The sequence below is a fragment of the Agromyces mediolanus genome, assembly GCF_014648575.1.
Lineage (GTDB): Bacteria > Actinomycetota > Actinomycetes > Actinomycetales > Microbacteriaceae > Agromyces > Agromyces mediolanus.
This window is the reverse complement of record NZ_BMRJ01000001.1, coordinates 762295-787358: the sequence shown is the minus strand read 5'-3', so window position 1 is coordinate 787358 and position 25064 is coordinate 762295. Positions and strand designations below refer to the sequence as shown.

23 protein-coding genes are annotated in these 25064 nt (G+C 73.4%); 18 read left to right on the top strand and 5 right to left on the bottom strand.

The features are described from left to right. The first annotated feature begins 118 nt into the window (after positions 1 to 118). Positions 119 to 1600 carry a VaFE repeat-containing surface-anchored protein gene (locus IEY71_RS03710; protein ID WP_189083928.1) on the top strand — a complete coding sequence of 494 codons (1482 nt, stop codon included), beginning with the start codon at positions 119 to 121 and terminating at the stop codon, positions 1598 to 1600. Here the strand turns inward: IEY71_RS03710 and IEY71_RS03705 are convergent. Then, positions 1560 to 1868, bottom strand: coding sequence for a DUF7882 family protein (locus IEY71_RS03705; protein ID WP_189083927.1), 309 nt, complete (start codon positions 1866 to 1868; stop codon positions 1560 to 1562). The genes IEY71_RS03710 and IEY71_RS03705 overlap by 41 nt on opposite strands. 148 nt (positions 1869 to 2016) lie before the next feature. On the opposite strand from IEY71_RS03705, the gene IEY71_RS03700 reads away from it, so the two are divergent. The 6 genes from IEY71_RS03700 (at position 2017) to IEY71_RS03675 (ending at position 7229) form a co-directional block, all read left to right on the top strand. Next, positions 2017 to 2196: a hypothetical protein gene (locus IEY71_RS03700; RefSeq protein ID WP_229781511.1), complete on the top strand. Its 180-nt coding sequence runs from the start codon at positions 2017 to 2019 to the stop codon at positions 2194 to 2196. A gap of 124 nt (positions 2197 to 2320) precedes the next feature. After that, a complete protein-coding gene (locus tag IEY71_RS03695; RefSeq protein ID WP_189083926.1) occupies positions 2321 to 2530 on the top strand; it encodes a heavy-metal-associated domain-containing protein in 210 nt (69 codons plus the stop codon). Positions 2531 to 2655: 125 nt separating this feature from the next. Beyond that, complete coding sequence (locus IEY71_RS03690) at positions 2656 to 3462, top strand: DUF8832 domain-containing protein (protein WP_229781510.1); 807 nt, start codon at positions 2656 to 2658, stop codon at positions 3460 to 3462. After that, complete coding sequence (locus IEY71_RS03685) at positions 3459 to 5729, top strand: heavy metal translocating P-type ATPase (protein WP_189083924.1); 2271 nt, start codon at positions 3459 to 3461, stop codon at positions 5727 to 5729. The genes IEY71_RS03690 and IEY71_RS03685 overlap by 4 nt, the downstream gene beginning before the upstream one ends. 55 nt (positions 5730 to 5784) lie before the next feature. Continuing rightward, the gene (locus IEY71_RS03680; RefSeq protein ID WP_189083923.1) at positions 5785 to 6075 is read left to right on the top strand and encodes a YHS domain-containing protein; all 291 of its coding nucleotides are present in this window, start codon (positions 5785 to 5787) and stop codon (positions 6073 to 6075) included. Positions 6076 to 6080: 5 nt separating this feature from the next. Further along, entirely contained in the window at positions 6081 to 7229 is a 1149-nt protein-coding gene (locus IEY71_RS03675) for an FAD-dependent oxidoreductase (RefSeq protein ID WP_189083922.1), read from the top strand. 202 nt (positions 7230 to 7431) lie between these two features. On the opposite strand, the gene IEY71_RS03670 is transcribed toward IEY71_RS03675, so the two are convergent. Then, positions 7432 to 10257: an FAD-binding and (Fe-S)-binding domain-containing protein gene (locus tag IEY71_RS03670; RefSeq protein ID WP_189083921.1), complete on the bottom strand. Its 2826-nt coding sequence runs from the start codon at positions 10255 to 10257 to the stop codon at positions 7432 to 7434. Positions 10258 to 10334: 77 nt separating this feature from the next. On the opposite strand from IEY71_RS03670, the gene IEY71_RS03665 reads away from it, so the two are divergent. The 6 genes from IEY71_RS03665 to IEY71_RS03640 all read left to right on the top strand — a co-directional run bounded on the left by IEY71_RS03665 (position 10335) and on the right by IEY71_RS03640 (position 18378). Continuing rightward, positions 10335 to 10985 carry a GntR family transcriptional regulator gene (locus IEY71_RS03665; RefSeq protein WP_189083920.1) on the top strand — a complete coding sequence of 217 codons (651 nt, stop codon included), beginning with the start codon at positions 10335 to 10337 and terminating at the stop codon, positions 10983 to 10985. 145 nt (positions 10986 to 11130) lie between these two features. Continuing rightward, the gene (locus tag IEY71_RS03660) at positions 11131 to 12459 is read left to right on the top strand and encodes an MFS transporter (RefSeq protein ID WP_189083919.1); all 1329 of its coding nucleotides are present in this window, start codon (positions 11131 to 11133) and stop codon (positions 12457 to 12459) included. After that, positions 12456 to 14306 carry a glycoside hydrolase family 2 protein gene (locus IEY71_RS03655; protein ID WP_189083918.1) on the top strand — a complete coding sequence of 617 codons (1851 nt, stop codon included), beginning with the start codon at positions 12456 to 12458 and terminating at the stop codon, positions 14304 to 14306. The genes IEY71_RS03660 and IEY71_RS03655 overlap by 4 nt, the downstream gene beginning before the upstream one ends. Further along, on the top strand, positions 14281 to 15309 hold the full coding sequence (locus IEY71_RS03650; protein WP_189083917.1) for a DUF2804 domain-containing protein: 1029 nt from the start codon (positions 14281 to 14283) through the stop codon (positions 15307 to 15309). The genes IEY71_RS03655 and IEY71_RS03650 overlap by 26 nt, the downstream gene beginning before the upstream one ends. Further along, on the top strand, positions 15306 to 16403 hold the full coding sequence (locus tag IEY71_RS03645; RefSeq protein WP_189083916.1) for a LacI family DNA-binding transcriptional regulator: 1098 nt from the start codon (positions 15306 to 15308) through the stop codon (positions 16401 to 16403). Before IEY71_RS03650 ends, IEY71_RS03645 begins: the two co-directional genes overlap by 4 nt. Positions 16404 to 16557: 154 nt before the next feature. Then, positions 16558 to 18378 (top strand): oleate hydratase, encoded by a 1821-nt coding sequence (locus IEY71_RS03640; protein ID WP_189083915.1) that lies wholly within the window; start codon positions 16558 to 16560, stop codon positions 18376 to 18378. A gap of 122 nt (positions 18379 to 18500) precedes the next feature. On the opposite strand, the gene IEY71_RS03635 is transcribed toward IEY71_RS03640, so the two are convergent. Further along, entirely contained in the window at positions 18501 to 19160 is a 660-nt protein-coding gene (locus IEY71_RS03635) for a fasciclin domain-containing protein (protein ID WP_189083914.1), read from the bottom strand. Between the two features lie 214 nt (positions 19161 to 19374). On the opposite strand from IEY71_RS03635, the gene IEY71_RS03630 reads away from it, so the two are divergent. The 5 genes from IEY71_RS03630 to IEY71_RS03610 all read left to right on the top strand — a co-directional run bounded on the left by IEY71_RS03630 (position 19375) and on the right by IEY71_RS03610 (position 24669). Next, on the top strand, positions 19375 to 21126 hold the full coding sequence (locus IEY71_RS03630) for a cytochrome c biogenesis protein CcdA (RefSeq protein WP_189083913.1): 1752 nt from the start codon (positions 19375 to 19377) through the stop codon (positions 21124 to 21126). Positions 21127 to 21194: 68 nt separating this feature from the next. Then, a complete protein-coding gene (sigK, locus tag IEY71_RS03625; protein ID WP_372458678.1) occupies positions 21195 to 21767 on the top strand; it encodes an ECF RNA polymerase sigma factor SigK in 573 nt (190 codons plus the stop codon). Then, on the top strand, positions 21764 to 22591 hold the full coding sequence (locus IEY71_RS03620; protein WP_189083911.1) for an anti-sigma factor: 828 nt from the start codon (positions 21764 to 21766) through the stop codon (positions 22589 to 22591). The genes sigK and IEY71_RS03620 overlap by 4 nt, the downstream gene beginning before the upstream one ends. Positions 22592 to 22619: 28 nt before the next feature. Continuing rightward, the gene (locus IEY71_RS03615) at positions 22620 to 23294 is read left to right on the top strand and encodes an ArsR/SmtB family transcription factor (protein ID WP_229781509.1); all 675 of its coding nucleotides are present in this window, start codon (positions 22620 to 22622) and stop codon (positions 23292 to 23294) included. Beyond that, a complete protein-coding gene (locus IEY71_RS03610) occupies positions 23278 to 24669 on the top strand; it encodes an MFS transporter (protein WP_189083910.1) in 1392 nt (463 codons plus the stop codon). The genes IEY71_RS03615 and IEY71_RS03610 overlap by 17 nt, the downstream gene beginning before the upstream one ends. Here IEY71_RS03610 and IEY71_RS03605 read toward each other — a convergent pair. Both IEY71_RS03605 and IEY71_RS03600 read right to left on the bottom strand, forming a co-directional pair. Further along, on the bottom strand, positions 24666 to 24815 hold the full coding sequence (locus IEY71_RS03605; protein WP_189083909.1) for a hypothetical protein: 150 nt from the start codon (positions 24813 to 24815) through the stop codon (positions 24666 to 24668). The genes IEY71_RS03610 and IEY71_RS03605 overlap by 4 nt on opposite strands. Next, positions 24812 to 25064: M15 family metallopeptidase domain-containing protein (locus IEY71_RS03600; RefSeq protein ID WP_189083908.1), on the bottom strand; the 253-nt coding region annotated here is incomplete at its 5' end. The genes IEY71_RS03605 and IEY71_RS03600, both read right to left, overlap by 4 nt.

Sequence of the window (25064 nt, the reverse complement as noted above, 5' to 3'; positions counted from 1 at the left end):
ACCCCGTTCGGGGGGCGATCCGGTGCCGCCTCTCGCCACAGTCGCCCCTGCGGGGTTAGCGTGATGCCCGCCGGGGGTGATCCCGCGCGCGCTGAACCGAAAGGGCGGTGGGATTGTGGTGAGCACACGGACTGGTCGACTGCGGAGCATCGGGGCGATCGGCGCGCTGGCGATCGGCGCACTGCTGGCGGTGCCCCTCGGGGCCGTCGCGGCGCCCGAGGCCGGCGACTCCGTCTACATCGGGCCGCGGCAGGGCTACAGCGGCACCGGCGCCTTCCCCATCTATCTCGACACCCCGGTCGACCCGTCGGCCCCCGGCGAGCCCGACCTCTGGGCCTTCTGCATCGAACACGACGTGACCGCGCGAACGGGGCTCGAGGGCACGATCGGCGAAGCCGACGAATTCCTCGGCGACAACCTGTTCCTCGACCCGGTCGTGCAGGGCAAGGTGCTGTGGATCCTCGCGCACAGCTATCCGGCGGTCTCACTGGCGGACCTCGGCACGGCCGCCGGGGCGCCCGGGCTCGACGCCAACGACGCGTTCGAGGCGACCCAGTACGCGATCTGGCGGTACACGGACCTCGGCTTCGACGCGACCTGGCCGTGGGAGACCCCCAACTCGGAGGCGGTGTACCACTACCTCGCGGACGGGGCGGAGGCGAGCGGCGGACTCACGCCCGCGGATCTCTCGATCACCCTGTCGATCTCCGGGCCCTCCGGCCCGCAGGAGGCCGGCACCCTGGTCGGACCGTTCACGGTGACGACCGACCGGCCGAGCGTGCGCGTCACGGCCGACCCGGCGTTCGCGATCACCGACGCCGCCGGCACCCCGATCGACGCGGATGCCGTCGTCGACGGCCAGGAGCTCTACCTCGATCTGCGCGATGCGAACACGAGCGGCAGCGCGACCGTCACCGCCACCGCCGAGGGCACGACCGTCGGCGGCCGGATCGTCTCGGTCCCGACGACGCCGGGCGGCACCCCGAGCGAGGCCGCCCATTCGCAGACCATCGCCCTCGTCGCGCCCGCCGGTGCGGTCTCCACCGCCAGCGCCGCCGCGGAGTGGGTCGGCGACGCGGTCCCGCCCGTGATCGGCACCACGCTCGTCGACGCCGCGGACGGCGACCAGACGCTGCCCTGGAACGGCGGCACCGCGACCGACACGATCGCGTACCAGCACCTCATCCCGGGCGTCGAGTACACGGTGTCCGGCGAGCTCATGCGCAAGAGCGACGGATCCGCGACCGGCATCACCGCCTCGGCCACGTTCACGCCGACCGTGCCGGACGGCACCGTGCAGGTGTCGTTCACCGTGCCGTCCGGCTACGCCGGGCAGCAGCTCGTCGCCTTCGAGACGCTGACGCAGGCGGAGATCGCCGAGCCCGTCGCCGTGCACCACGATCTGGCCGATGCCGCCCAGACGGTGACGGTGGAGGCGGCGCCGGTCGTGTCGGCGCCGGCGCAGCACGGCGGGGCGAAGGAGCTCGCGGCGACCGGCAGTCCGCTGGCCGGACCGGCGACGGCGGGCCTGCTGCTGATCGCGCTGGGGCTCGCGGCCGTCACTCCGGCAGTGGTTCGCCGTCGTCCGGTTCGGAGATGACGAGCAGGCCGCTGTTCGTCGAGGCGACCCCGGCCAGCTGGGCGAGCCAGCGGCGGTTCAATCGCGGTGGGCGGTTGCCCGCGTAGACGAAGGCGAGCTCGGTGCCCGGCCCGATGACGAAGGTGCGGGCGCCGCCGTCGCTTCCGCTGCCCAGGGTCAGACTGAAGGTCTCCGAGCGTCGGAGCTTGTCGAGGATGACCACCTGCAGGTGCGCGAGCGTGCGGTCCGGGACCTCGAAGTCGCGGGTGCTGTATCCGATCCTGCCCATCCGGCGACCGTACGCCCGCCCGGATGTCCGGGCGAGCGCGTTGACAGCGGCCGGCCGGCTGTGCTCCGCCCGATCCGTGTCAACCCGCTTCTGCGCGACGGGACTCCGCGATGGACTGGGGGAGTCACCCCAGGAACGGAGGATCACCGTGCCCGCAGCCGATCCCGACCAGCGCCGTGAGCAGCTCACCGCGGCCCCGAAGGCGGACCCCGGCGACGCCGCGCCGCGCGTGAAGGTCACCGAGAGCGACGAGGACGTGACGCGCATCGACGTCGCCGACTCCGCGGCCGTCCGGCCGGGCAAGCCGGGCCCGAGCCGCGAGGAGTAGCGCGCACCGGCGTCCGCCCGCCGCCTTTCTGCGCTTCTGCGCGACTCGCGGAATACCCCCGGAGGGTATATCGTTGTCTCGTGCACAGGTACCCCGACGGGTACGGGCTTGAAAGGGAGAAGCGATGACCGCCAACGAGTACCAGGTGACCGGCATGACCTGCGGGCACTGCGAGCTGTCGATCCGCGAAGAGGTCGGCGAGCTCGCCGGCATCCAGGACATCCAGGTCAGTGCGCAGACCGGTCGGCTCGTCGTGAGCTCGGCCGACGAGATCGACGACGCCGCGGTGCTCGCGGCCGTCGAGGAGGCCGGCTACTCGGCCGTGCGCATCTGATGCAGGCCGGGGCACGACTCGCCCTCTACGGGGCGGGGGTCGCGGTGGCCTTCGGCGGCGCGTTCGCGCTCGCCGGGGTCGTCGTCCCCGACTCCCTCGTAGCGGCATGGGCGGAAGGAAGCGACATGGAAACACACGGTGACGACCAGAACGCGCACGGCGGAGCCGGCGCCGAGACGGCCGCGCACGCGCCGAACGGCGTCTCGATCGACGCCGACGGCTATCTGCTCTCGCCGGTGACGGCGCCCGGCACGGTCGGCGAGGCGGGCGAGCTCCGCTTCCAGGTGCTGGATGCCTCGGGCCACCCCGTCACCGAGTACACGACCTCGCACGAGCGCGAGCTGCACACCATCGTGGTGCGCTCCGACGGCGCCGGCTTCCGGCACGTGCACCCCGTGCTCGACGAGGCGAGCGGCGTCTGGTCGCTGCCCTGGACGTGGGACGCGGCCGGCAGCTACCGGCTCTACGCGGACTTCACCCCCGCGGGCGACGGCGCCGAGGGCATCACCCTGACCCGCACGATCGACGTGGCGGGCGAGTTCGTGCCGGTCACGGCCGAGCCGAACCGCCGCAGCGAGGTCGACGGCTTCGTCGTCACCCTCGACGGCGAGCTCGCCGCGGGCGCCTCGAGCGAGCTGACCCTCTCGGTGGAGCGCGACGGGCGACCCGTCGCCGAACTCGAGCCGTACCTCGGCGCGTTCGGCCACCTCGTGGCCCTGCGCGAGGGCGACCTCGCCTTCCTGCACGTGCACCCCGAGGGCGAGGAGCCCGAGGCCGGGTCGACCGGCGGCCCGGAGATCGCGTTCGCCGCGAACGCCCCGACGCCCGGTCGCTACCTGCTCTACCTCGACTTCCAGGTCGACGGACAGGTGCACACGGCCGAGTTCGTGGTCGACGCGTCGGCCGGAGCGACGGGGGAGGCGCACCGATGAGCACCACCGCGCCCCTCGCCGGCGGCACCGGCATCGAGCTCGAGATCGGCGGCATGACCTGCGCCTCCTGCGCGAACCGCATCGAGAAGAAGCTGAACAAGCTCGACGGCGTGCAGGCGACCGTCAACTACGCGACCGAGAAGGCGAAGGTCACCGTGCCCGAGGGCTACGACCCGGCACTGCTCATCGCCGAGGTCGAGAAGACCGGCTACACCGCCCTGCTGCCGACCCCGAAGGCGAGCGAGCGCTCGCGCGACGGCTCGGCCGACGACGCCGAGCACGACCCCGAGCTGACCTCGCTGCGCCAGCGGCTCATCGGCTCGATCGTGCTCACCGTTCCGGTCATCGCGATGGCCATGATCCCCGCGCTGCAGTTCACGTACTGGCAGTGGGCGTCGCTCGCCCTCGCGGCGCCGGTCATCGTGTGGGCCGCCTGGCCGTTCCACAAGGCCGCATGGACCAACCTCAAGCACGGCGCCGCCACGATGGACACGCTCATCTCGATGGGCACCTCGGTCGCGCTGCTCTGGTCGGTCTACGCCCTCTTCCTCGGCACCGCGGGCGTCCCCGGCATGACGCACCCCTTCGAGTTCACGATCGCGCCCTCCGACGGCGCCGCGAACATCTACCTCGAGGTCGGCGCGGGCGTCACGATGTTCATCCTCGCGGGCCGCTACTTCGAGAAGCGCTCCAAGCGCCAGGCGGGGGCCGCGCTGCGCGCGCTCCTCGAGCTCGGCGCCAAGGAGGTCTCGGTGCTGCGCGACGGCGCCGAGGTGAAGATCCCGGTCGAGGAGCTCGCAGTCGGCGACGAGTTCATCGTGCGCCCGGGCGAGAAGATCGCGACCGACGGCGTGGTCGTCTCCGGCAGCTCCGCCGTCGACGCCTCCATGCTCACCGGTGAGTCCGTGCCGGTCGAGGTGGCCGCGGGCGACCCGGTCACGGGCGCCACCGTCAACGCGGGCGGCCGGCTCGTGGTGCGGGCGACCCGCATCGGCTCGGACACGCAGCTCGCGCAGATGGCGAAGCTCGTCGAGGACGCCCAGACCGGCAAGGCCGAGGTGCAGCGCCTCGCCGACCGCATCTCCGGCGTGTTCGTGCCGATCGTGATCGTCATCGCCTTCGTCACGCTCGGCGCGTGGCTCGGCGCCGGCTTCCCGGTCGCGGCGGCCTTCACCGCCGCCGTCGCGGTGCTCGTGATTGCCTGCCCCTGCGCGCTCGGCCTCGCGACCCCGACCGCCCTGCTCGTCGGCACGGGCCGCGGCGCGCAGCTCGGCATCCTGATCAAGGGACCCGAGGTGCTCGAGTCGACGCGCAAGGTCGACACCGTCGTGCTCGACAAGACCGGCACGGTCACCACCGGCAAGATGACGCTCGTCGAGGTGATCACCGAGTCGGGTGTCGACCGCGCCGAGCTGCTCCGCTTCGCGGGCGCGCTGGAGGATGCCTCGGAGCACCCGATCGCGCAGGCCATCGCGAAGGGGGCGACCCAGGAGGTCGGCCAGCTGCCCGTGCCCGAGGACTTCGCGAACGTCGAGGGCAAGGGCGTGCAGGGCATCGTCGACGGGGCATCCGTCGTCATCGGCCGCGAGTCGCTGCTCGCCGATTGGGCGCTGACGCTGTCCCCCGAGGTGGCCGCGGCCAAGGCGCGCGCCGAGGGCGAGGGCAAGACCGTCGTCGCCATCGGCTGGGACGGGCAGGCGCGGGGCATCCTCGTCGTCGCCGACACCGTCAAGCCGACGAGCGCCGAGGCGATCGCCCAGCTGAAGGAGATCGGGCTCACCCCCGTGCTCCTCACCGGGGACAACGAGGCGGTCGCGCGCCGGATCGCGAGCGAGGTCGGCATCGAGCATGTGTACGCCGAAGTGCTGCCGCAGGACAAGGTCGACGTCGTCGCCCGCCTCCAGGCGGAGGGCAAGGTCGTCGCGATGGTCGGCGACGGCGTGAACGATGCGCCGGCGCTCGCGCAGGCCGACCTCGGCCTCGCGATGGGCACCGGCACGGATGTCGCGATCGAGGCATCCGACCTGACGCTCGTGCGCGGCGATCTGCGCAGCGCGGTCGACGCCATCCGGCTCTCCCGCAAGACCCTCAGCACGATCAAGACGAACCTGTTCTGGGCCTTCGCGTACAACACGGCGGCCATCCCGATCGCGGCCCTCGGCATGCTCAACCCGATGCTCGCGGGCGCGGCGATGGCGTTCTCGAGCGTGTTCGTCGTGGGCAACAGCCTGCGGCTGCGCGGGTTCCGCAGCGTCGCCAAGTCCTGACCCGGGCCGCCCGGCCCGATCCACCAGCTCCAACCGAGAGACGAAAGGCACCACCATGACGAACGACACCCAGACGGGCTCCTGCTGCAGCACCGGCGCGGCGGCGAGCGACGCCGCCCACACCGCCGCGGTCAGCGGCCACGGCAAGGCGAACCTGCTCGGCGGCGCCTCCGCCGACGACCAGACCACCTGCCCCGTGATGGTCGGCAGCCCGGTCAGCAAGGCCGCGGCGGAGGCCGTCGGACTGTTCCGCGACTACGAGGGCCAGCGCTACTACTTCTGCTGCGCCGGCTGTGGGCCCGCCTTCGACTCCGACCCGGCCAAGTACGCCGCGAACATGGCGTAGCCGACGTGTCGTCGCGCCACGTCGTCGTCCTGGGGGCGGGAGCCTCCGGGGTGGGGGCCGCCAGGATGCTCGCGTCGCGCGGCGACACCCGGGTCACGCTCGTGGCCCGGAGCGATGAGACGCCGTCCACGCGGATGCTCATCACGGGGGTCGCGTTCGGCCCCCTCCCGCCGGAGGCCGTCGCCCTGCCGCTGCCCGAGGTCGAGTTCGTCGCGGACACCGCGAACGAGGTCGAGCTCGGCGCGCGGCGGGTGCGGCTGGCCTCCGGCGCCCGGCTCGGGTACGACGCCCTCATCGTCGCGACGGGAAGCCGGCCTCGCGGGCTGCCGCCCGAGCTGCCCGGCGCCGCCGAGGCGAGCTCTGCCGGCCTCGTGCACGGGCTGCACTCGCTCGACGACGCGCTGCGGCTGCGGGAGCGGCTGGCCGGCTTCGCGGGCGCCGCACGCATCGCGATCCTCGGCGGCGGGGCGATCGCCGCCGAGACGGCCTCGACGTTGCGGGCGCAGGGGCACACGGTGATCCTGATCGCCCGCAGCCGCGTGCCGGGCATCGCCGCGTTCGGCGCTCCCGTCGCCGAGCGGCTGGCCGCCGAACACAGCGCCCGCGTCCTCACCCGCTTCGGGCGCAGCGTCGACGCGGTCGCGGCGGCCGACGGCGGGCTCGTGATCGAACTCGATCGGGGCGAACGCGTCGTCGCCGACTTCGCGCTGCTCGCGTTCGGCACCGAGCCGTCCGGGCCGGCGCCGTGGGCCGACGGCGTGCACGTCGACGGCCGGCTGCGGGCCGACGCGCCGGGGGTCTTCGGTGCGGGCGGCGTGGCCGTGCACCGCGACGAGGTGCTCGGCAGCTGGCGGATCGACCACTGGGAGGACGCCGCGGCGCAGGGGGCGCACGCGGCGCAGTCCGTGCTTCACGAGTTCGGCGCGGGAGCGGACCCCGGCGATTACCGGCCCAGAAGCTCGTACCTCGCCATGGTGCACGGGCTCGTCGTCTCGGGGGTCGGCGCGCCGGCGTGCGGCGAGGCTCGGCTCGAGGACGGCGAGGAGTTCGTCGCCCGGCACGAGCTCGGCGGCCGGGTCGTGGGCGTGAGCGGGATCGGCGCGGTGGGCACGGTGGTGCAGTGGAGCCCGCGTCTGCACGAGGCATCCGCCTGATCGGGCCGCGCGCGCCGGCTCGCCGACGTGACGGCTCGAGGGGTCGACAGCTCGACGTTGAAGGTGGCCGGGGTCCGAAGCTCCCCCGAACCTGCGGACCACGCCGGCCACCTCAATTGCTCTGTTTCCACCAGAGGGCAAAGCGTTACAGGCGAATCCAAGATTTTTCGAGAATTTTCGTGCGGCCTCTCGGCGGCGGTCGTCAGGGCCGGGTCGCGGCCTCGAGCAGCTCCAGCAGATGGCGGTACGGGCGACCCGTCGCCCGGGTCATCCCGATCTCGCAGGTGCGGTTCGCGGAGACGTGCCAGTCGGCGTCGGCGGCGATGACCTCGGCGGCTTCGCGTGCCGTCGCGCTCGCCGAGAGCTCCGGGTGCAGGAGGCCGCGGTCGCCCGCGAACGCGCAGCAGCTCCAGTCGTCGGGCAGCACGACCTCGGCCGCGAGGGCGTGCGCGATGCGGTCGATCGCGCCGCCCGCGCCGAGCGCCGTCGTCGAGCAGGTGTGGTGCACGGCGACCCGGCCGACGGGCGCCGTCACCTCCAGCCGCGGCAGGATGCGATCGGCGGCGAACTGCGTCGCGTCGACGAAGCGCAGGGCCGGCGCCTCGCGGCCCGCGACGGCGGCGAGGTGCTGCATCGTCTCGAGCCCCTCGGTGCAGGAGGCCGCGTCGCAGACGATCGGCAGCCGGCCGCCGTCGCTCGCGGCGAGGAGCGCGGGCAGCACCCGCTCCGTCATGGACCGGTAGCCGTCGAGGAACCCCTTCGACTTCCACGGCGTGCCGCAGCACAGCGAGCCGATGCCCTCGGGCACGACGAGCCCGACGCCGGCCCGGCCTGCGAGTTCGAGCAGCGCCGCCGTCGCGCCGATGCCGCCGGGCTCCGGGCCGAACATCGTGCCGATGCAGGCCGCGAAGAACACCGCCTCGGCCGTCGCCGGGTCGCCGCCCGGCTCCGGGCGCTTCGCGCCGCCGCGCGGCAGGCCGCCGTCGTACTCGGGCACCGTGTCGCGACCGAGCAGCGCGCGACCGACCGTCGTGGCCGCCTTCGGCAGCGCCGCGGGCAGCGCGTTCGCGACGGTCAGCGCCGCGCCGCCGAGCCGGGTCACGGGGCCCCAGGCCGCGGCGGCGGCCGACCAGCCGGCGTTCAGCACCGGGCTCCGGCGTTCGGCGCGCAGCCGCCGCACGAGGTCGCCGGTGTTGATGTCGACCGGGCAGGCGATGGCGCAGAGCCCGTCGACGGCGCACGTCTGTTCGCCGTCGTACTCGTAGTCGTCGCGGAGCTCGGCGGCGAGGGCGGTGTCGCCGGCGGCCTCGGCGCTCGCGATGTCGCGGCGGAGGGCGATGCGCTGACGCGGGGTGAGCGTGAGGTCCTTGCTCGGGCAGCTCGGCTCGCAGTAGCCGCACTCGACGCAGCGGTCGACCTCGGCCTCGACCGTCGGCACGAGCTTCAGGTGCCGCAGGTAGGAGTCGGGGTCGTCGGAGAGCACCACGCCCGGGTTCAGCAGCCCGCTCGGATCGAACAGCCGCTTCACCTCGCGCATGATCGCGTAGAGCTCGTCGCCGTACTGGCGTCGCACGAAGGGCGCCATGATGCGGCCGGTGCCGTGCTCGGCCTTGAGCGAGCCGCCCTGCTCGAGCACGAGCTGCACGAGATCCTCGGTGAAGCGCTCGTAGCGGGCGAGCTGCTCGGGGTCGTCGAAGCGCTCGCCGAGCATGAAGTGCAGGTTGCCGTCCTTCGCGTGGCCGAAGATCACCGAGTCGTCGTAGCCGTGCTCGGCGAAGAGCCCGATGAGGCGCTCGCAGGTGGGCAGCAGGTGCTCGACCGGCACGACGATGTCCTCGAGCAGGGCGGTGGTGCCGCTCGGGCGGGCGCCCGCGACGGTCGTGTAGAGGCCCTTGCGGACGTGCCAGAGCGCGGCCCGTTGTGCGGCGTCGCGGGTGAAGGCGGCGGGGGCGGCGAGGGGCAGCGCGTCGAGCAGCGGCGCGGCGCCGGCCAGCGCCGCGTCGAGTGCGTCGGCGGTCTCCGCCTGGTACTCGACGAGCAGGGCGGTGTGGCCGTCGATCGCGAGGGCGGCGATCTGCGCGGGCACGTCGGCGGCCCGCTGGGCGACGAGGAGGGACGTGGCATCCATCAGCTCGATCGTCGCGGCGCCCGTCGCGACGAGCTCGGGCAGCGCGGCCGTCGCCTCGCGCAGCGAGGGCAGCACGAGCAGGGCGGTCGCCGCGTGGGGGAGCAGCGGCACGGTGTCGAACACCGCCTCGGCGACGAAGGCGAGCGTGCCCTCGCTGCCGATCACGAGGTGCTCCAGGATGCGCAGCGGCTCGGCGAAGTCGAGCAGGGCGTTCAGGCCGTAGCCCATGGTGTTCTTCATCGAGAACTGCTGCCGCACGCGCTCGACCGAGGCGGGGGAGGCGAGCAGGCGCTCGCGCAGCCGCAGCAGGCCCGCGTGCAGCTCGGGCTCGCGGGCGGCGAGGAGCTCGGCCGCATCGGGCGCCCCCGTGTCGAGCACGGTGCCGCTCGGCAGCACGAGCCGGAGCGAGGCGATCGTGCGGTAGGCGTTCTGGGTGATGCCGCACGCCATGCCGCTCGAGTTGTTCGCGATCACGCCGCCGATGGTGCAGGCGATCTCGCTCGCCGGATCGGGGCCGAGCTTGCGGCCGTGCCGCGCGAGCCGCTGGTTCACCTGGCGCACGGTGGCGCCGGGTTCGACGCGGACGGTGCGCCCCTCCTCGCCGACGCGGATGCCTCGGAAGCGCGCCCGGGTGTCGACGAGCAGCTCGTCGGTGACGCCCTGGCCGGACAGGCTCGTGCCGCCGGAGCGGAACGTCACACTGCGGCCGGCCGCCCGTGCGGCGGCGAAGACCGAGGCGACGGCGTCGGCGTCGTGCGGGGTGACGACGGCCTCGGGCACGAAGAGGTAGTGCGAGGCGTCGTGCGCCTTCGCGAAGCGGTCGATGGAGCGCTGGCTCACCGCGACGCGCTCGCCGAGGAGGGCGGAGTCGAGGACGCTGGCGACGGCGGCAGGCGACATTGGTGGCTCCAGATTGTTAGACAAGTATACCGGGATGGTCGGACAAGTATACTGACGCGCGGCGGAAGGGCGAGCGCATGGTCGAAGGGATCCGGGTCACCGGCGTGGTCGACGCCGTCGCCGAGGCGCTGCGCGCGGCCGCGATCGGCGGCGAGCTCGAGCCGGACCGCCCCGTCACCGAGGCCTGGGTCGCCGCCCGCTTCGCCGTCGCCCGACCGAGCGCCAAGGCCGCGATCGAGAAGCTCGTCGGCGAGGGCGTGCTCGAGCGCGCCGCGCACCGGAGCGCGAGGGTGCGCCGGCTCGACGCCGACGCGGTGCGCGACGTCTACCGCACGCGCCGCCGCATCGAGAGCGCCGCGATCCGCGAGCTGGCGGCCACGCGGAGCCGGCCGGATGCCGCGGCCGAGGCGGATGCCGAGATCGCGACGCACCTCGGCGGCTCGAGCGTCGACATCGTCGACCCCGACCTGCGGTTCCACTCGGCGATCGTCGACGCCCTCGGCAGCGAGCGCACGAGCCGCGCCTACCGCTCGCTCATCGAGGAGGTGCGGCAGTGCATGGCGCAGGTGCAGGGCCGCGGGCTGATCTCGGTCGACACGATCCTCGCCGAGCACGAGCGCATCCTGGAGCTCATCGCGGCGGGCGATGCCGAGGCCGCGGTCGCCGTGCTCGCCGAGCACCTCGGCCGGGCCGAGGAGCGCCTCGCCGCCGCGGTCGCCGCGCCGTAGCCGGCGCCCAGTCCCCGACTTGCCCGACTTTCATGAAAGTCGGGCAACTCGAGGTGCGGTTCGGACGTGCACCCTGCTAGGGTTCCCGTGATTTCAACGTTGAAACCCGGGTCAGCCCCGCCCGACCGCAAGGAGTCCCCGAGCCATGGCTTCCCCCGCGCCGCTCGGCGCCCGCACCTGGACGGCGGTGCTCGTCGTCGGCCTCGTCGGCCAGCTCGCCTGGGTCATCGAGAACATGTACCTCAACGTGTTCGTCTACGACACCATCTCGACCGATCCCGCCGTCATCGCCTGGATGGTCGCGCTCAGCGCGATCGCCGCGACCGCCGCCACGCTCCTCTTCGGCGCCTGGTCGGACCGCCTCGCCCGCCGCCGCGAGTTCATCGCGATCGGCTACGTCGCCTGGGGGCTCGTGACCGCCGCGTTCGGCCTGGTCGGCGCGGGCGCCGCGGGTGCGGCCGCCGGCGAGGCATCCGCCGTCGCGAGCGCCGGCGCGACCGTCGCGACCGCCGTGATCGCGATCATCGCCCTCGACTGCGTGATGAGCTTCATCGGCTCCGGCGCCAACGACGCCGCCTTCGCCGCCTGGGTCACCGACTCCACCGTGCCGGCGAACCGCGGGCGCGTCGACGGCTGGCTCGCGATCATGCCCCTCGTCGGGATGCTGCTCGTCTTCGCCCTGCTCGACCCGCTCACGCAGGAGGGCCGCTGGGAGCTCTTCTTCGGGACCGTCGGCGGCCTCACCGCCGCCACGGGCGTCGCGGCGTGGTTCCTGGTTCGCGACCGCGGCGTCGCCCGGCACGAGCACGGCGTGCTCAAGGCCGTCGTCGACGGCCTCCGTCCCGCGACGGTGCGGCGCGAACCCGCGCTGTTCGCGACGCTCGCGATCTGGGGTGTGATCGGCGTCAGCTCGCAGGTGTTCCTGCCCTACGTGCTCATCTACCTGCGCTACTCGCTCGAACTCGACGGCTCCGCGATCGTGCTCGGCGTCGTGCTGCTGCTCGCCTCCGCGCTGAGCGTCGTCGGCGGACGGCTCATCGACCGCTTGGGCAAAGCGCGCGTGCTGCCGTTTGCCGTCGCGGCCTTCGCGGCGGGACTCGTCGCGATGATCTTCGTGCGCGACGCCGTCGGCGTCATCGCCGCGGCCACCGTGATGATGGCCGGGATGATGGGCTCGATCGCCGCGGTGTCCGCGCTGACGCGCGACCACACGCCGGAGGACCGAGCGGGCGGCGTGCAGGGCGCGCGCATGATCGTGGCCGTCATGCTGCCGATGATCATCGGCCCGGCGATCGGCGCGGCCGTCATCTCCGGCTCGGCGCACAGCTACGTCGAGCTCGGGGTCGCGCATCCGGTGCCCGGCCCGGAGATATTCGCGGCGGCGGCCGTCGTGCTGCTGCTCGTGCCGCTCGGCATCGCGCTCCGCACACGCGTCCTGCGTCGCACCGAACCCGCCATGGCGGACCGCGGATGAGCCGGCGCACCCCCTGGGCCGACGACCTCGACCCCGACCACCCGCTGCCCGAGTATCCGCGCCCGCAGCTCGTCCGCGAGCACTGGCAGAACCTCAACGGCCGCTGGTCGTACGCCATCACCGACGACGCGCTCGAACCGCGCGCGTGGGACGGTGAGATCGTCGTGCCGTTCTCGCCCGAGGCCGAGCTCTCCGGCGTCGGACGGCAGCTGCAGCCCGCCCAGCACCTCTGGTACCGGCGCACGGTGCGGCTCGACGGCGGGGCCCGCGGCGGCCGGGTGCTGCTGCACTTCGGCGCGGTCGATCAGCGCTGCCGGGTGCTCGTCGACGGGGTGCAGGTGGGCGGGCACTACGGCGGGTACCTGCCCTTCACGCTCGACGTGACCGCGCAGCTCGGCGACGGCGAGCCGCACGAGCTCGTCGTCGACGTGGTCGATCCGAGCGACACCTCGTTCCACTCGCGCGGCAAGCAGGCGCTGAAGCGCGGGGGCATCTGGTACACCGCGCAGTCGGGCATCTGGCAGACGGTCTGGCTCGAGCGCGTGCCGGCGGTGCACGTGGCGGCGCTCCGCGTGCGGCCGCTCCTCGATGCGGAGGCGGTCGAGCTCGTCGTCGAGGCGGGCGGATGGCCCGAGGCATCCGCTCCTCCCGAGGCATCCGCTCGGCCCGAGGCGAGCGTGATCGTGCGCGACGCCGGCCGCGAGATCGCGCGGGCCACCGGCCCCACCGGTGAGCCGCTGCGCCTGCCGGTGCCGCAGCCTCGCCGCTGGCACCCCGACGACCCCTTCCTCTACGAGCTCGAGGTGCGGCTCGGCGAGGACCGCGTCGAGAGCTACTTCGGCATGCGCTCCGTCGGCATCGCGCCCGACGCGCACGGCCGGCCGCGGCTCGTGCTGAACGGCGAGCCGATCCTGCACGCCGCCGTGCTCGACCAGGGCTACTGGCCGGACGGCCTCTACACGCCGCCGTCCGACGCGGCGCTCGTGCACGACATCGAGGAGATGAAGGCGCTCGGCTTCACCGCCCTGCGCAAGCACATCAAGATCGAGCCGCTGCGCTGGTACCACCACTGCGACCGGCTCGGCATGCTCGTCTGGCAGGACTTCGTGAACGGCGGACGCCGCTATCACCCGGCCGTCGTGACGCTGCCGGTGAAGCTGCCGCTGCGGCTCGACGATCGCCGGCATCGCAGATTCGGCCGGCAGGACGCCGAGGGGCGAGCGGAGTTCCTGGCGGAGCTCGAGGAGACGGTCCGCCTGCTTGGCAACGCCCCGAGCATCGCCGTGTGGGTGCCGTTCAACGAAGGCTGGGGGCAGTTCGATGCGCTCGCCGTCACCGCGCGGCTGCGCGAGCTCGACCCCGACCGGGTGATCGACCACGCGAGCGGCTGGCACGACCAGGGCGGTGGCGACCTGCGCAGCCTGCACGTGTACTTCCGCAAGCTCCGGCCGGAGCGCGGCTGGCGGCGCGAGCGGCGGGCGATCGTCGTCTCGGAGTACGGCGGCTACAGCCTGCGCCTGCCGGGCCACGAGTTCGGGCCGCGCGAGTTCGGCTACCGTCGGTACGCCGGCGTCGACGAGCTGACGGAGGCCTTCGTCGCCCTGCACCGCGCCGAGATCGCCCCCGCGATCGACGCCGGGCTCGGCGGCTACGTCTACACCCAGCTCTCCGATGTCGAGGACGAGCTGAACGGGCTCCTCACGGCCGACCGCACGGTGCGGAAGCTGCACGCCGACCGCGTGCGCGAGGTGAACGCCGAGCTCGCCGCCCGGTTCGCGAAGGCGGTCGCGCCCGCGCCGCACCCCACGAGAAAGGCCCAGGATGCCTCGCACGATCACCGAGCGTGAGCTCACCGCCCCCATCGCGCTGCGTGGCGCCGACAACCGGCTGAACGCGGCCGCGGTCGGCTGGACGCGCACGCCCCTGCACGACACCTCGGGCATCGACGGCCGGCGCAGCTGGGGGCGCAACAAGCGCTGGGAGTACTGGGCGGTGACGACGCCGACTCATCTCGTGGCGCTCACGGTCTCCTCGATCGACTACGCGGCGGTGCACGGCGTGCTCGTGCACGACCGGCGCACCGGGCGCACGCTCGACCGCGGGGCGATCGTGCCGTTCGGCCGCGGTGCGATGCTGCCCGCCTCGCTCGGCGACGGACCGGCCCGGGCGCGGGCCAAGCACCTCGCGATCGACCTCGAGGAGACTGCGGAGGGCACGCTGCTGCGCGCCGAGGTGCCGGGTGCCCGCATCGAGATCCTGGCCGAGCTGCCGGCCGGGCACGAGCGGCTCGGGGTCGTGGTGCCGTGGTCGAAGCGGCGGTTCCAGTACACGGTGAAGGACGTCGCCCGCCCCGCGCGCGGCCGGCTCGAGCTCGACGCGCCGGAGCTTGGCGCCCCCGAGATCGTGGAGCTGCCGCTCGGTGAGAGCTGGGCGGTGCTCGATCACGGCCGGGGCCGCTGGCCCTACCGCATGGTGTGGAACTGGGGCGCCGCCTCGGGCCGGGTCGGCGACCGCGTCGTCGGACTGCAGCTCGGCGGCAAGTGGACCGACGGCACCGGCTCCACCGAGAACGCGATCGTCGTCGACGGCCGGCTCCGCAAGCTCAGCGAGGAGCTCGACTGGGAGTACGACGAGCGGAACTGGCTCGCCCCCTGGCGCATCCACGGCGCGAGCGCCGAGCTGCGCTTCGAGCCGTTCTGGGACCGGGTCAGCGCGACCGAGCTCGGCGTGTTCGGCTCGCACGGGCACCAGTGCTTCGGCCACTACTCGGGGTGGGTCGAGGCCGACGGTGAGCGCATCGAACTCGACGGCCTGCTCGGCTGGGCCGAAGACGTCCGGAACCGCTGGTGAGCCCCCGTCGCTCGGCCGGGCCGACGCTGAAGGACGTCGCGGCGATCGCCGGCGTCTCGTACCGCACCGTCTCGAACGTGATCAGCGGCAAGGCGCCCGTGAGCGCCTCGACGCGCGCCCGGGTCGAGGCCGCGGTCGCCGAGCTCGACTACCGCCCGCAGCTCGCGGCACGGCAGCTGCGCGTCGGGCGCAGCAACCTGCTGACCCTCTCGGTGCCGTTCCTCTCGCTGCCGTACTTCGCCCAGCTCGCGCACGCCGTCGTCACCGCGGCGGAGGCGGTCGGCTACGACGTGGTCGTCGACGAGACCCACGGCGATCCCGAGCGGGAGCTGCGCGCGGCATCCGGGTACCGCACCCTGCTGAGCGACGGCATCCTGCTGTCGGCCATGTCGATCGGCGACGAGGAGCTGATGGCGGCCCGCGGTCGCACCCCGCTCGTCGTGCTGGGCGAGCGCATCCGCGCCGCCCGGGTCGACCGCGTCGTCGTCGACAGCGTGACGAGCACGCGCGACGCGACCGCGCACCTCATCGCCGCGGGTCGGCGCACGCTCGGCTTCCTCGGCACGGTTCCGGATGCCTCGAGCGGCGCCGCCGCCGCCGACCTGCGGCTCGAGGGGTTCCGCACGGCGCTCCGCGCGGCCGGGCTCGAGGCGGACCCGAGGCACCTGCTCGAGGTCTCGCCGTGGGACCAGCGCTCGCCCGACGGCGACTACTCCCGAGAGGAGGGCCACGCGCGAGTTCGGGCGCTGCTCGCCGGGCCGGACGGCCTCGCGGGGCTCGACGGCCTCGTCTGCGCGAACGACCTGCTCGCGATCGGTGCGCTGCGCGCGCTGCGCGAGGCTGGGGTGGAGGTGCCGGGCCGCGTCGCCGTCGTCGGCTGGGACGACGCCCCGGAGTCGGCGTACACGGTGCCGCCGCTGACGAGCATCGCGCCCGATCTCGGCGAGCTCGCCCGGCTCGCCGTCGCCTCGGTGCTGCGGCTCGTCGACGACCCCGACTCGCCGCCGCGCGTCGAGCAGGCGCCGTACCGTCTGGTGCCCCGCGCCTCCGCGCCCCCCGCTTCGACCAGCTCAGCGGGCCAGCTGGTTCCCTGAGCTTGTCGAAGGGATGCCCCCGCTTCGACAGGCTCAGCGAACCAGGGGGCCTCAGCGAACCCGAATCCGCGGGTGCAATCCGCGCGAACCGGGTTAGCGTGGGGAACAGGGTGCGCCGCGCATCGTCGCGACGCGACGTTCCGGGGGGAGACGCATGTACTACAGCACGGGCAATTACGAGGCATTCGCGAGGCCGCGCAAGCCGGAGCGATCGGATCGGGCGTCGGCGTGGTTCGTGGGGGCGGGGCTCGCCTCCATGTCCTCCGCGCTCTTCATGATCCGAGACGGCCAGCTGCCGGGGGAGCGCATCACGATCCTCGAGCGGCTGCCGCTGCCGGGCGGCGCGCTCGACGGCATCAAGAAGCCGGCGAAGGGCTTCGTCATCCGCGGCGGGCGCGAGATGGAAGACCACATGGAGTGCCTGTGGGACGCGTTCCGCACGGTGCCGTCGCTCGAGATCGAGGGCGCGAGCGTGCTCGACGAGTTCTTCTGGCTCAACAAGGACGACCCGAACTTCTCGCTCTGCCGCGTCACCGAGCAGCAGGGCCAGGACGCCCACACGAACAACCTCTTCGGGCTCAACGACACCGCGCAGAAGGACATCGTGCGCATCTTCCTCGCCACCCGCGAGGAGATGGAGCGCAAGCGCATCGACGAGGTGTTCTCGAAGGACTTCCTCGAGAGCAACTTCTGGCTGTACTGGCGCACCATGTTCGCCTTCGAGGAGTGGCACTCGGCGCTCGAGATGAAGCTCTACCTGCACCGCTTCGTGCACCACATCGGCGGGCTGCCCGACCTCTCGGCGCTGAAGTTCACGAAGTACAACCAATACGAGTCGCTCGTGCTGCCGATGTACCGCTGGCTGCTCGACCAGGGCGTCACCTTCCACTTCGACACGCAGGTCACGGACATCGACTTCGCGATCGACGGCGACGAGCCGGATGCCTCGAAGCGCGCGACCCGCATCCACTGGGTGCAGGACGGCGTGGAGGGCGGCGTCGACCTCGGCGACGACGACCTCGTGCTCGCGACCATCGGCGGGCTCACCGAGAACTCCAACGAGGGCGACCAGCACACGCCCGCGAAGCTCGACGAGTCCCCCGCGGCCGGCTGGGCGCTCTGGCAGAACATCGCGGCGAAGCATTCGTCCTTCGGTCGTCCCGAGGTCTTCTGCGGCGACATCGCGAAGACCAAGTGGGAGTCGGCGACGGTCACGACGCTCGACGAGCGGATCCCCGAGTACATCCGCCGCATCGCGAAGCGCGACCCGTTCAGCGGCCGCGTCGTGACCGGCGGCATCGTCACCGCGCGCGACTCGGCGTGGCTGATGAGCTGGACGGTGAACCGGCAGCCGCACTTCAAGCAGCAGCCCGCCGACCAGATCGTGGTCTGGGTGTACGGCCTGTTCGTCGACGTGCCGGGCGACTACACGGGCAAGACGCTGCAGGAGTCGACGGGCGAGGAGATCACCCGCGAGTGGCTGTACCACCTCGGCGTCCCGGTCGAGGAGATCGACGGGCTCGCCGCGGAGGCCGCCAGCTGCGTGCCGGTGATGATGCCGTACGTCACCTCGTTCTTCATGCCGCGGGAGGCGGGCGACCGGCCCGCGGTGGTGCCGGCGGGCGCACAGAACTTCGCCTTCATCGGGCAGTTCGCCGAGACCACGCGCGACTGCATCTTCACCACCGAGTACTCGGTGCGCACCGGCATGGAGGCCGCGTACCAGCTGCTGGGCGTCGACCGCGGGGTGCCGGAGGTGTTCGGCTCGACGTACGACGTGCGCTGGCTGCTGAACGCGACGAGCCGCCTGCGCGACGGCGCCGAGGTGGGGTTGCCGGGGCCGAAGTTCCTGCGCGAGCGGCTGTTCGCGAAGCTCGACGGCACGCAGATCGGGGAGCTCTTGACCGACTACGCGCTCATCCCCGAGCGCGGGGCGACGACGAAGCGCGAACGCTCGGACGACGCCGTCGAGTGAGCGGCACCCCCTGAACAGGCGAGTTGCCCGACTTCCATGAAAGTCGGGCAACTCGGGGGTTCCCGATGAACTCGGGGGTCCCGATGTGAGCGCGTGCGTCGTGCTGCCGACGCACGCGGGGATCACATCGGGGGCATCAGCACGCCGTCGATGAGGTAGACGGTCGCGTTCGCGGTGTGCACGCCGCCACAGATGACGTTGGCGTCGTTGACCTTGAGCGAGTCGCCCGAGCCGGTCACCTCGACCGTGCCGCCCTGCACCGTGGTCTGCGTGCCCACGACCTCGTCGGGCGAGAGCTGACCGGGCACCACGTGGTACGTGAGGATCGAGGTGAGCGTCGCCGAGTCGGTCTTCAGGGACTCGATCGTCGCCGGGTCGATCTTCGCGAAGGCGTCGTCGACGGGGGCGAACACGGTGAACTCGTCGCCGTTCAGCGTGTCGACGAGGTTCACGTCGGGGTTCAGCTGACCGGAGACCGCCGCGACGAGCGTCGTCAGCAGCGGGTTGTTCGAGGCCGCGACGGCGACCGGGTCCTGCGACATGCCGACGATCGAGCCGGCGCCGTCGGGCACCTGCTCGGCGTAGGCCGCGCAGCCGGAGCCCACGAGGTCGGCGGCGGGGTCGGTCTCCATCGACTCGGCCGAGGGCGTCGACTCCGTCTTCGGCGTCGACTCCTCGCTGGGAGTGGACGAGCCGCCCATGCTGCACCCGGCGAGGCCGAGCGAGGTGATCGCCGCGAGGGCGACGAGGGCGGATGCGGTGCGAGTGCGGATCGTGCGCATGGACTTCCTCCTTCGGATGCGTCGGCCCGGTTCTGGCCGACACGGGGGATTCGGAGGCATCCGCCGATCGGATTGGACGGAATCGCGGATGCCTCGGGGCGGCCTCGCCGGGTACCGCGGCGTCCGCCCCGCCGGATGCCTCGGGCCATCCGATCCGGCGTCCGCTCCGAATCCCTGGCAGCCCACCCGTCGCCCAGCTGAATCGAGGGACCCCATGATCGCGCTCGCCCTGATCGGCCTGGCCGGCGGTCTCATCACCGGGATCTCGCCGTGCATCCTGCCCGTGCTGCCCGTGATCCTGCTCTCGGGCGGCGCGCAGAGCGCACGCAGCGCCGCGGGGACCGCGGTCGACCCCGACGGCGTCCCGGCTGCCGCCCCGCCCGGCCCGAGCCGGTGGCGGCCCTACCTCGTCATCGCCGGCCTCGTCGTGAGCTTCAGCCTGATCACCCTCGCCGGCTCGCTCGTGCTGGGGCTGCTCGGCCTGCCGCAGGACGTGCTCCGCTGGGCCGGCCTCGTCGTGCTCGTGCTCATCGGCATCGGCCTCATCGTGCCGCGCTTCGAGGAGCTGCTCGAGAAGCCCTTCGCCTGGATCCCGCGGCGCAGCGTCGGCACCGAGGGCAACGGCTTCGTGCTCGGCCTCGTGCTCGGCACCGTCTACGTGCCCTGCGCCGGCCCCGTGCTCGCCGCGATCACCGTCGCCGGCTCGACGGGTCGCATCGGCGTCGAGACGATCGTGCTCACGGTGACCTTCGCGCTCGGCGCGGCCGCGCCGCTGCTGCTGTTCGCGCTCGCCGGCCGCCGGGTCGCCGAGCGCGTCGCCGCGTTCCGCAAGCACCAGCGGGGCGTGCGCATCACCGGCGGCATCGTCATGATCGCGCTCGCCGTGGGGCTCGTCTTCGACCTGCCCGGCGCGCTGCAGCGGCTCGTGCCCGACTACACGAGCGACCTGCAGCGGCAGCTCGCGCAGTCGGAGGAGGTCACCCAGGCCCTCGACCTCGGCGGCCTCGTCACCGACGAGAACCGCCAGCTCGACCAGTGCACCAACGGGGCCGCCGAGCTCGAATCGTGCGGGCCCGTGCCCTCGATCCGCGGCATCCAGCAGTGGTTCAACACGCCGGACGGCGCGGCCGTCGACCTCGACGAGCTGCGCGGCCGGGTCGTGCTCATCGACTTCTGGGCGTACTCCTGCATCAACTGCCAGCGCTCGATCCCGCACGTCGTCGCGTGGGACGAGGCCTACCGCGACGCCGGGCTCAGCGTGATCGGCGTGCACTCGCCCGAGTACGCCTTCGAGAAGGAGCCGCGCAACGTCGAGGCCGGCATCCGCGACTTCGGCATCGACTACCCCGTCGCGCTCGACAACGACCTCGCGACCTGGACGAACTTCCGCAACCGCTACTGGCCCGCGCACTACCTCGTCGACGCCGACGGCGTCGTGCGCCAGGTCTCCTTCGGCGAGGGCCACTACGCCGACACCGAGCGGCTCATCCGCCAGCTCCTCGAGGACGCCGACCCGGGCGTCGCCCTGCCGGCCGCCACCGAGGTGGCCGACGAGACGCCCGACGCCGGCTCGACCACGCCCGAGACCTTCCTCGGCACCACGAAGCAGGCGAACTTCGGCGGCGAGGAGCCCTACCGGCGCAGCACGAGCGCGTTCGCATTCCCCGCGAAGCTCGCCGACGACCGCTTCGCCCTCGACGGCTCGTGGGCGCTCGACACCCAGTCGATCGCCCCCGCCGACGGCGGGAAGGCCGCCGTGCGGCTCTCGTACCTCGCGAGCGAGGTGCGCATGGTGCTCGGCGGCGAGGGCACCATCACCGTGCGCGACGGCGGGACGACGCAGCGGATCGAGATCTCCGGCGTCCCCCGCTCCTACGCGGTCCACCAGTCCGACTCGCCCGAGCGCGGCACCCTCGACGTCACGGTCGAGGGCGACGTGCAGGCCTACTCCTTCACCTTCGGATGACCCAGCTGCTGGAACGACCTCGGGCCGACCGGGCGACGCTCGGCCGGGGGTCTGCCATGCTTGGTCGGGTGAGCGACGGCGAGGGCAGCAGCGGGGAGCCGTCGATCGACGTGCTGTTCGCGCGCACGGCGGGCGGCGACCGCGCCGCGTTCGGCGAGCTCTACGACCGCACCGCGCCGCGGGTGTTCGGCCTCGTGCGACGGATCCTCGTCGACGCCGCCCAGGCGGAGGAGGTCACCCAGGACGTGTTCCTCGAGGTCTGGCAGCAGGCGGCGCGCTTCGACGCGAGCCGCGGCGCCGCCGTCGCCTGGCTCCTGACGATCGCGCACCGCCGTGCGGTGGACCGGGTGCGTTCGGCGCAGGCGAGCGCCGAGCGCGATCTCCGCGCCGGCATCCGCGAGCTCGCCACGCCCGCCGAGGACGTCGAGGAGCGCGTGGAGCTCAGCGTCGAGCACGAGCGCGTGAGCGCCGCGCTCGGCGAGCTCAGCGAGGCGCAACGCACCGCCCTCGCCATGGCCTATTACGAGGGGAAGAGTCAGTCCGAGATCGCCGACGCGCTCGAACTGCCCCTCGGCACGGTGAAGACCCGATTGCGCGACGGCATGATCCGGCTGCGCCACCTGCTGGGGGTGACCTCATGACCGAACCCGACGAGGAGCTCCGCGCGCTCGCGGCGGCCTACGCGCTCGACGCGCTCGACGGCGAAGAGCTGCGCCGCTTCGAGGCTGAGCTCGCCCGATCGCCCGAGCTCCGGGCCGAGGTCGACGGCTTCCGCGCCGTCGCCGCCGGGCTCGGGGCGGAGGCGCCCGAGCTCGCGCCGCCGCCCTCGCTGAAGGCCGGGCTGTTCGCCCGCCTCGACGAGACGCCGCAGCTGCCGCCGGTGGATGCCGAACCGCTCGCCGAGCCCACCGCGTTCCCGGCGTCGGCATCCGAGCCCGACACGGCGCCCGAGCCCGTCGCTGCGCCCGAGCCCGCTGCGCCCGAGCCCGACGCTGGGCCCGTCGACGAGCTCGCCGCCCGGCGCCGGCGGCGTCGCCTCGTGACGACGCTGGCCGCCGCGGCCTCCGTGGCGATCCTCGCGATCGGCGTCGCGATCGGGATCGGCTGGTCCGGCCCGAACGGCTGGGGCGCGCAGCGCGAGCTCGCCGCCCTCGAGGCGGCCCCGGACGCCCAGCGGCAGACGGTCGAGGTGTCCGGCGGCGGCGAGGTGACGGTGCTCTGGTCGGCCGAACTCGGGCGCAGCGCGGTCATGGCGAACGGCCTGCCCGAGCTCGGCTCCACGCACGACTACGAGCTCTGGTACATCGACGAGGCGGGGCCGGCGCCGGCGGGACTCGTCGGCGCGAACAGCTGGCGCGTGCTCGAGGGCGACTTCGTCGACGGCATGGTCGTCGGCCTCACGGTCGAACCGGCCGGGGGCTCGGAGCAGCCCACCACGGAGCCCATCGCCGCGGTCCAGACGTAGCGCCCGATCCAGCCGTTAGGCTTATTCCGTGAATCCACGGAATATCGGATCGGGCGACAAGCTCGAGGTCTACGACGCGCTCGCCGAGGCGCTGAAGGCCATCGCCAACGGGCGTCGGCTCGAACTCGTCGAGCTCCTCGCCCAGGGCGAGCACTCGGTCGAGGTGCTCGCCCGGATGACCGGCATGCCGCTCACCACCGTCTCCTCGGCGCTGCAGACGCTGCGCCAGGCCGGACTCGTGCGCGCCCGGCGCGAGCGCACCACCGTGCACTACTCGCTCGCCGGCCCGGAGGTCGCCGAGCTCTACCTCGTGGCCAAGCGGGTCGCCCTCCGGCACTCGCCGACGCTCCGGGCGACGCTCGACGGCTACCTCGGGGCACCGGAAGGCGCCGCCGAGCTGCCGCTCGTCTCGCGCGCCGAGGTCGCGCCGTCGGCCACGGTCCTCGACGTTCGCCCGCGGCTCGAGTACGACGCCGGACACGTGCCGGGCGCCGTCTCCATCCCCCTCGACGAGCTCGAGGCACGCCACGTCGAGCTCGACCCCGACGGGGAGGTCGTCGTCTACTGCCGCGGCGAGTTCTGCCGGATGGCCCGGGAGGCGGCCCTCCTGCTCCGGGCGAAGGGCCTGCGCGCCTCCGCCATGAACGAGGGCGTCATCGAATGGCGCGCGACGGACGGAGACGACCTTGCCCGCATCGCCTGAGCCGCGAGCGTCGCACGGCGCCGCCGCGCTCGACGAGCTCGCCCGCGAGGTCGCCGCCGACGACGAGCTGCGCCGCCTGCTGCAGCGCCGCACCCTCGCGGTCGTGGTCGCGAGCCAGGTGCTGGGCGGCGCCGGCCTCGCCGCCGGGGTCACCGTCGGCGCGCTGCTCGCCCAGGAGGTGCTCGGCAGCGACGGCCTCGCCGGCGTCCCGACGGCGCTCTTCACCCTCGGTTCGGCGCTCGCCGCGTTCCTCGTCGGCCGGGTCACTCAGCGCCGAGGTCGCCGACTCGGGCTCGGCCTCGGCTTCGCCGCGGGCGGCATCGGCGCGGCGGGCGTCGTGCTCGCCGCCGTCGCCGACAACGTGCCGCTGCTGTTCCTCTCGCTCTTCGTCTACGGGGCGGGCACCGCGACGAACCTGCAGGCGAGGTACGCGGGAGCCGACCTCGCGACGCCGCGCACCCGCGGCACCGCCGTCAGCATCGCGATGGTGTCGACGACGCTCGGCGCGGTCGCCGGCCCCAACCTCGTCGAGCCGCTCGGCCGGCTCGCCGAGTCCTGGGGCATCCCGGCGCTCGCGGGGCCGTTCCTGCTCGGCGGGGCCGCCTACGTCGCCGCGGGTGCGGTGCTGCTCGCACTGCTCCGGCCCGACCCCTTCCTGCTCGCCCGCCGGCTGCCGGATGCCGAGGCGCCCGCGACCGTCGAGACACCGGACCCGGCCGAGGCGGTGCCGCCCGCCGAGGCATCCGCGCCCGGTGCGGCATCCGCTCCTGCCGAGGCATCCGCTCCGCCTGCGCCCGTACGCCCCGGCCCCGGCGCGTACGCGGGCGCCACCGTGATGGTGCTCACGCAGATCGCGATGGTGGCGATCATGACGATGACCCCGGTGCACATGCGCGCCCATCATCACGGCCTCAGCGAGGTCGGCCTCGTCATCGGCCTGCACATCGCGGCGATGTACCTGCCGTCGCTCGTCACGGGCGTGCTCGTCGACCGCGTGGGCCGCACGCCGATGGCGATCGCCGCGGGCGTGACCCTGCTCGCGGCCGGCATCGTCGCGGCGGTCGCCCCGGCGGACTCGCTCGGCCTGCTGATCCTCGCGCTCGTGCTGCTCGGCCTCGGCTGGAACTTCGGCCTCATCGCCGGCACCGCGCTCGTCGTCGACGCCACGGTACCCGCGAACCGGGCGCGCACCCAGGGCACGATCGACGTGCTGATCGCGCTCGCGGGGGCCGGCGGCGGCGTGATGTCCGGCGTGGTGATGGCGGCGTCGAGCTATGCGGCGCTGGCGCTCGGCGGCGGCATCCTCTCGCTCGTGCTCATCCCGGTGCTGTTCTGGGCGAGCCGAGCGCATCGCCGGGCGGAGCGGCCCGCCTAGAACACCCCGAGCAGCTGGGCGAGCATCGCCACCGCCGGCACGAGTGGCAGCATGAGCCACACCGCGAGGAGCGGCACGGCGAGCACGCCGAGCGCGAGCAGCGCGAGGGCGGACCACGCGGCGCCGAGGCCGTCGAGCCGGCTCACGAGGCGTCCGGCAGCATCACCGGGCACTCGCCGCCGGGCTCGGTCGAGAGTTCGAAGTGCCACATCTCGTTCGCGTAGGTCTGGCAGAGCCCGTAGTCGGCGCCGTGCTGCGAGAGCCAGCTGTCGGCGTCGGTGGGGCCGATGTCGATCGCCCGGCCGGTGACGTGGTTCGAGGCCTCCGGGGTGCTGACGAAGCGACGGGCCTCCTCCAGGCTGCCGTACTCGAGCACCGCGTCGTCGAGCAGGTGC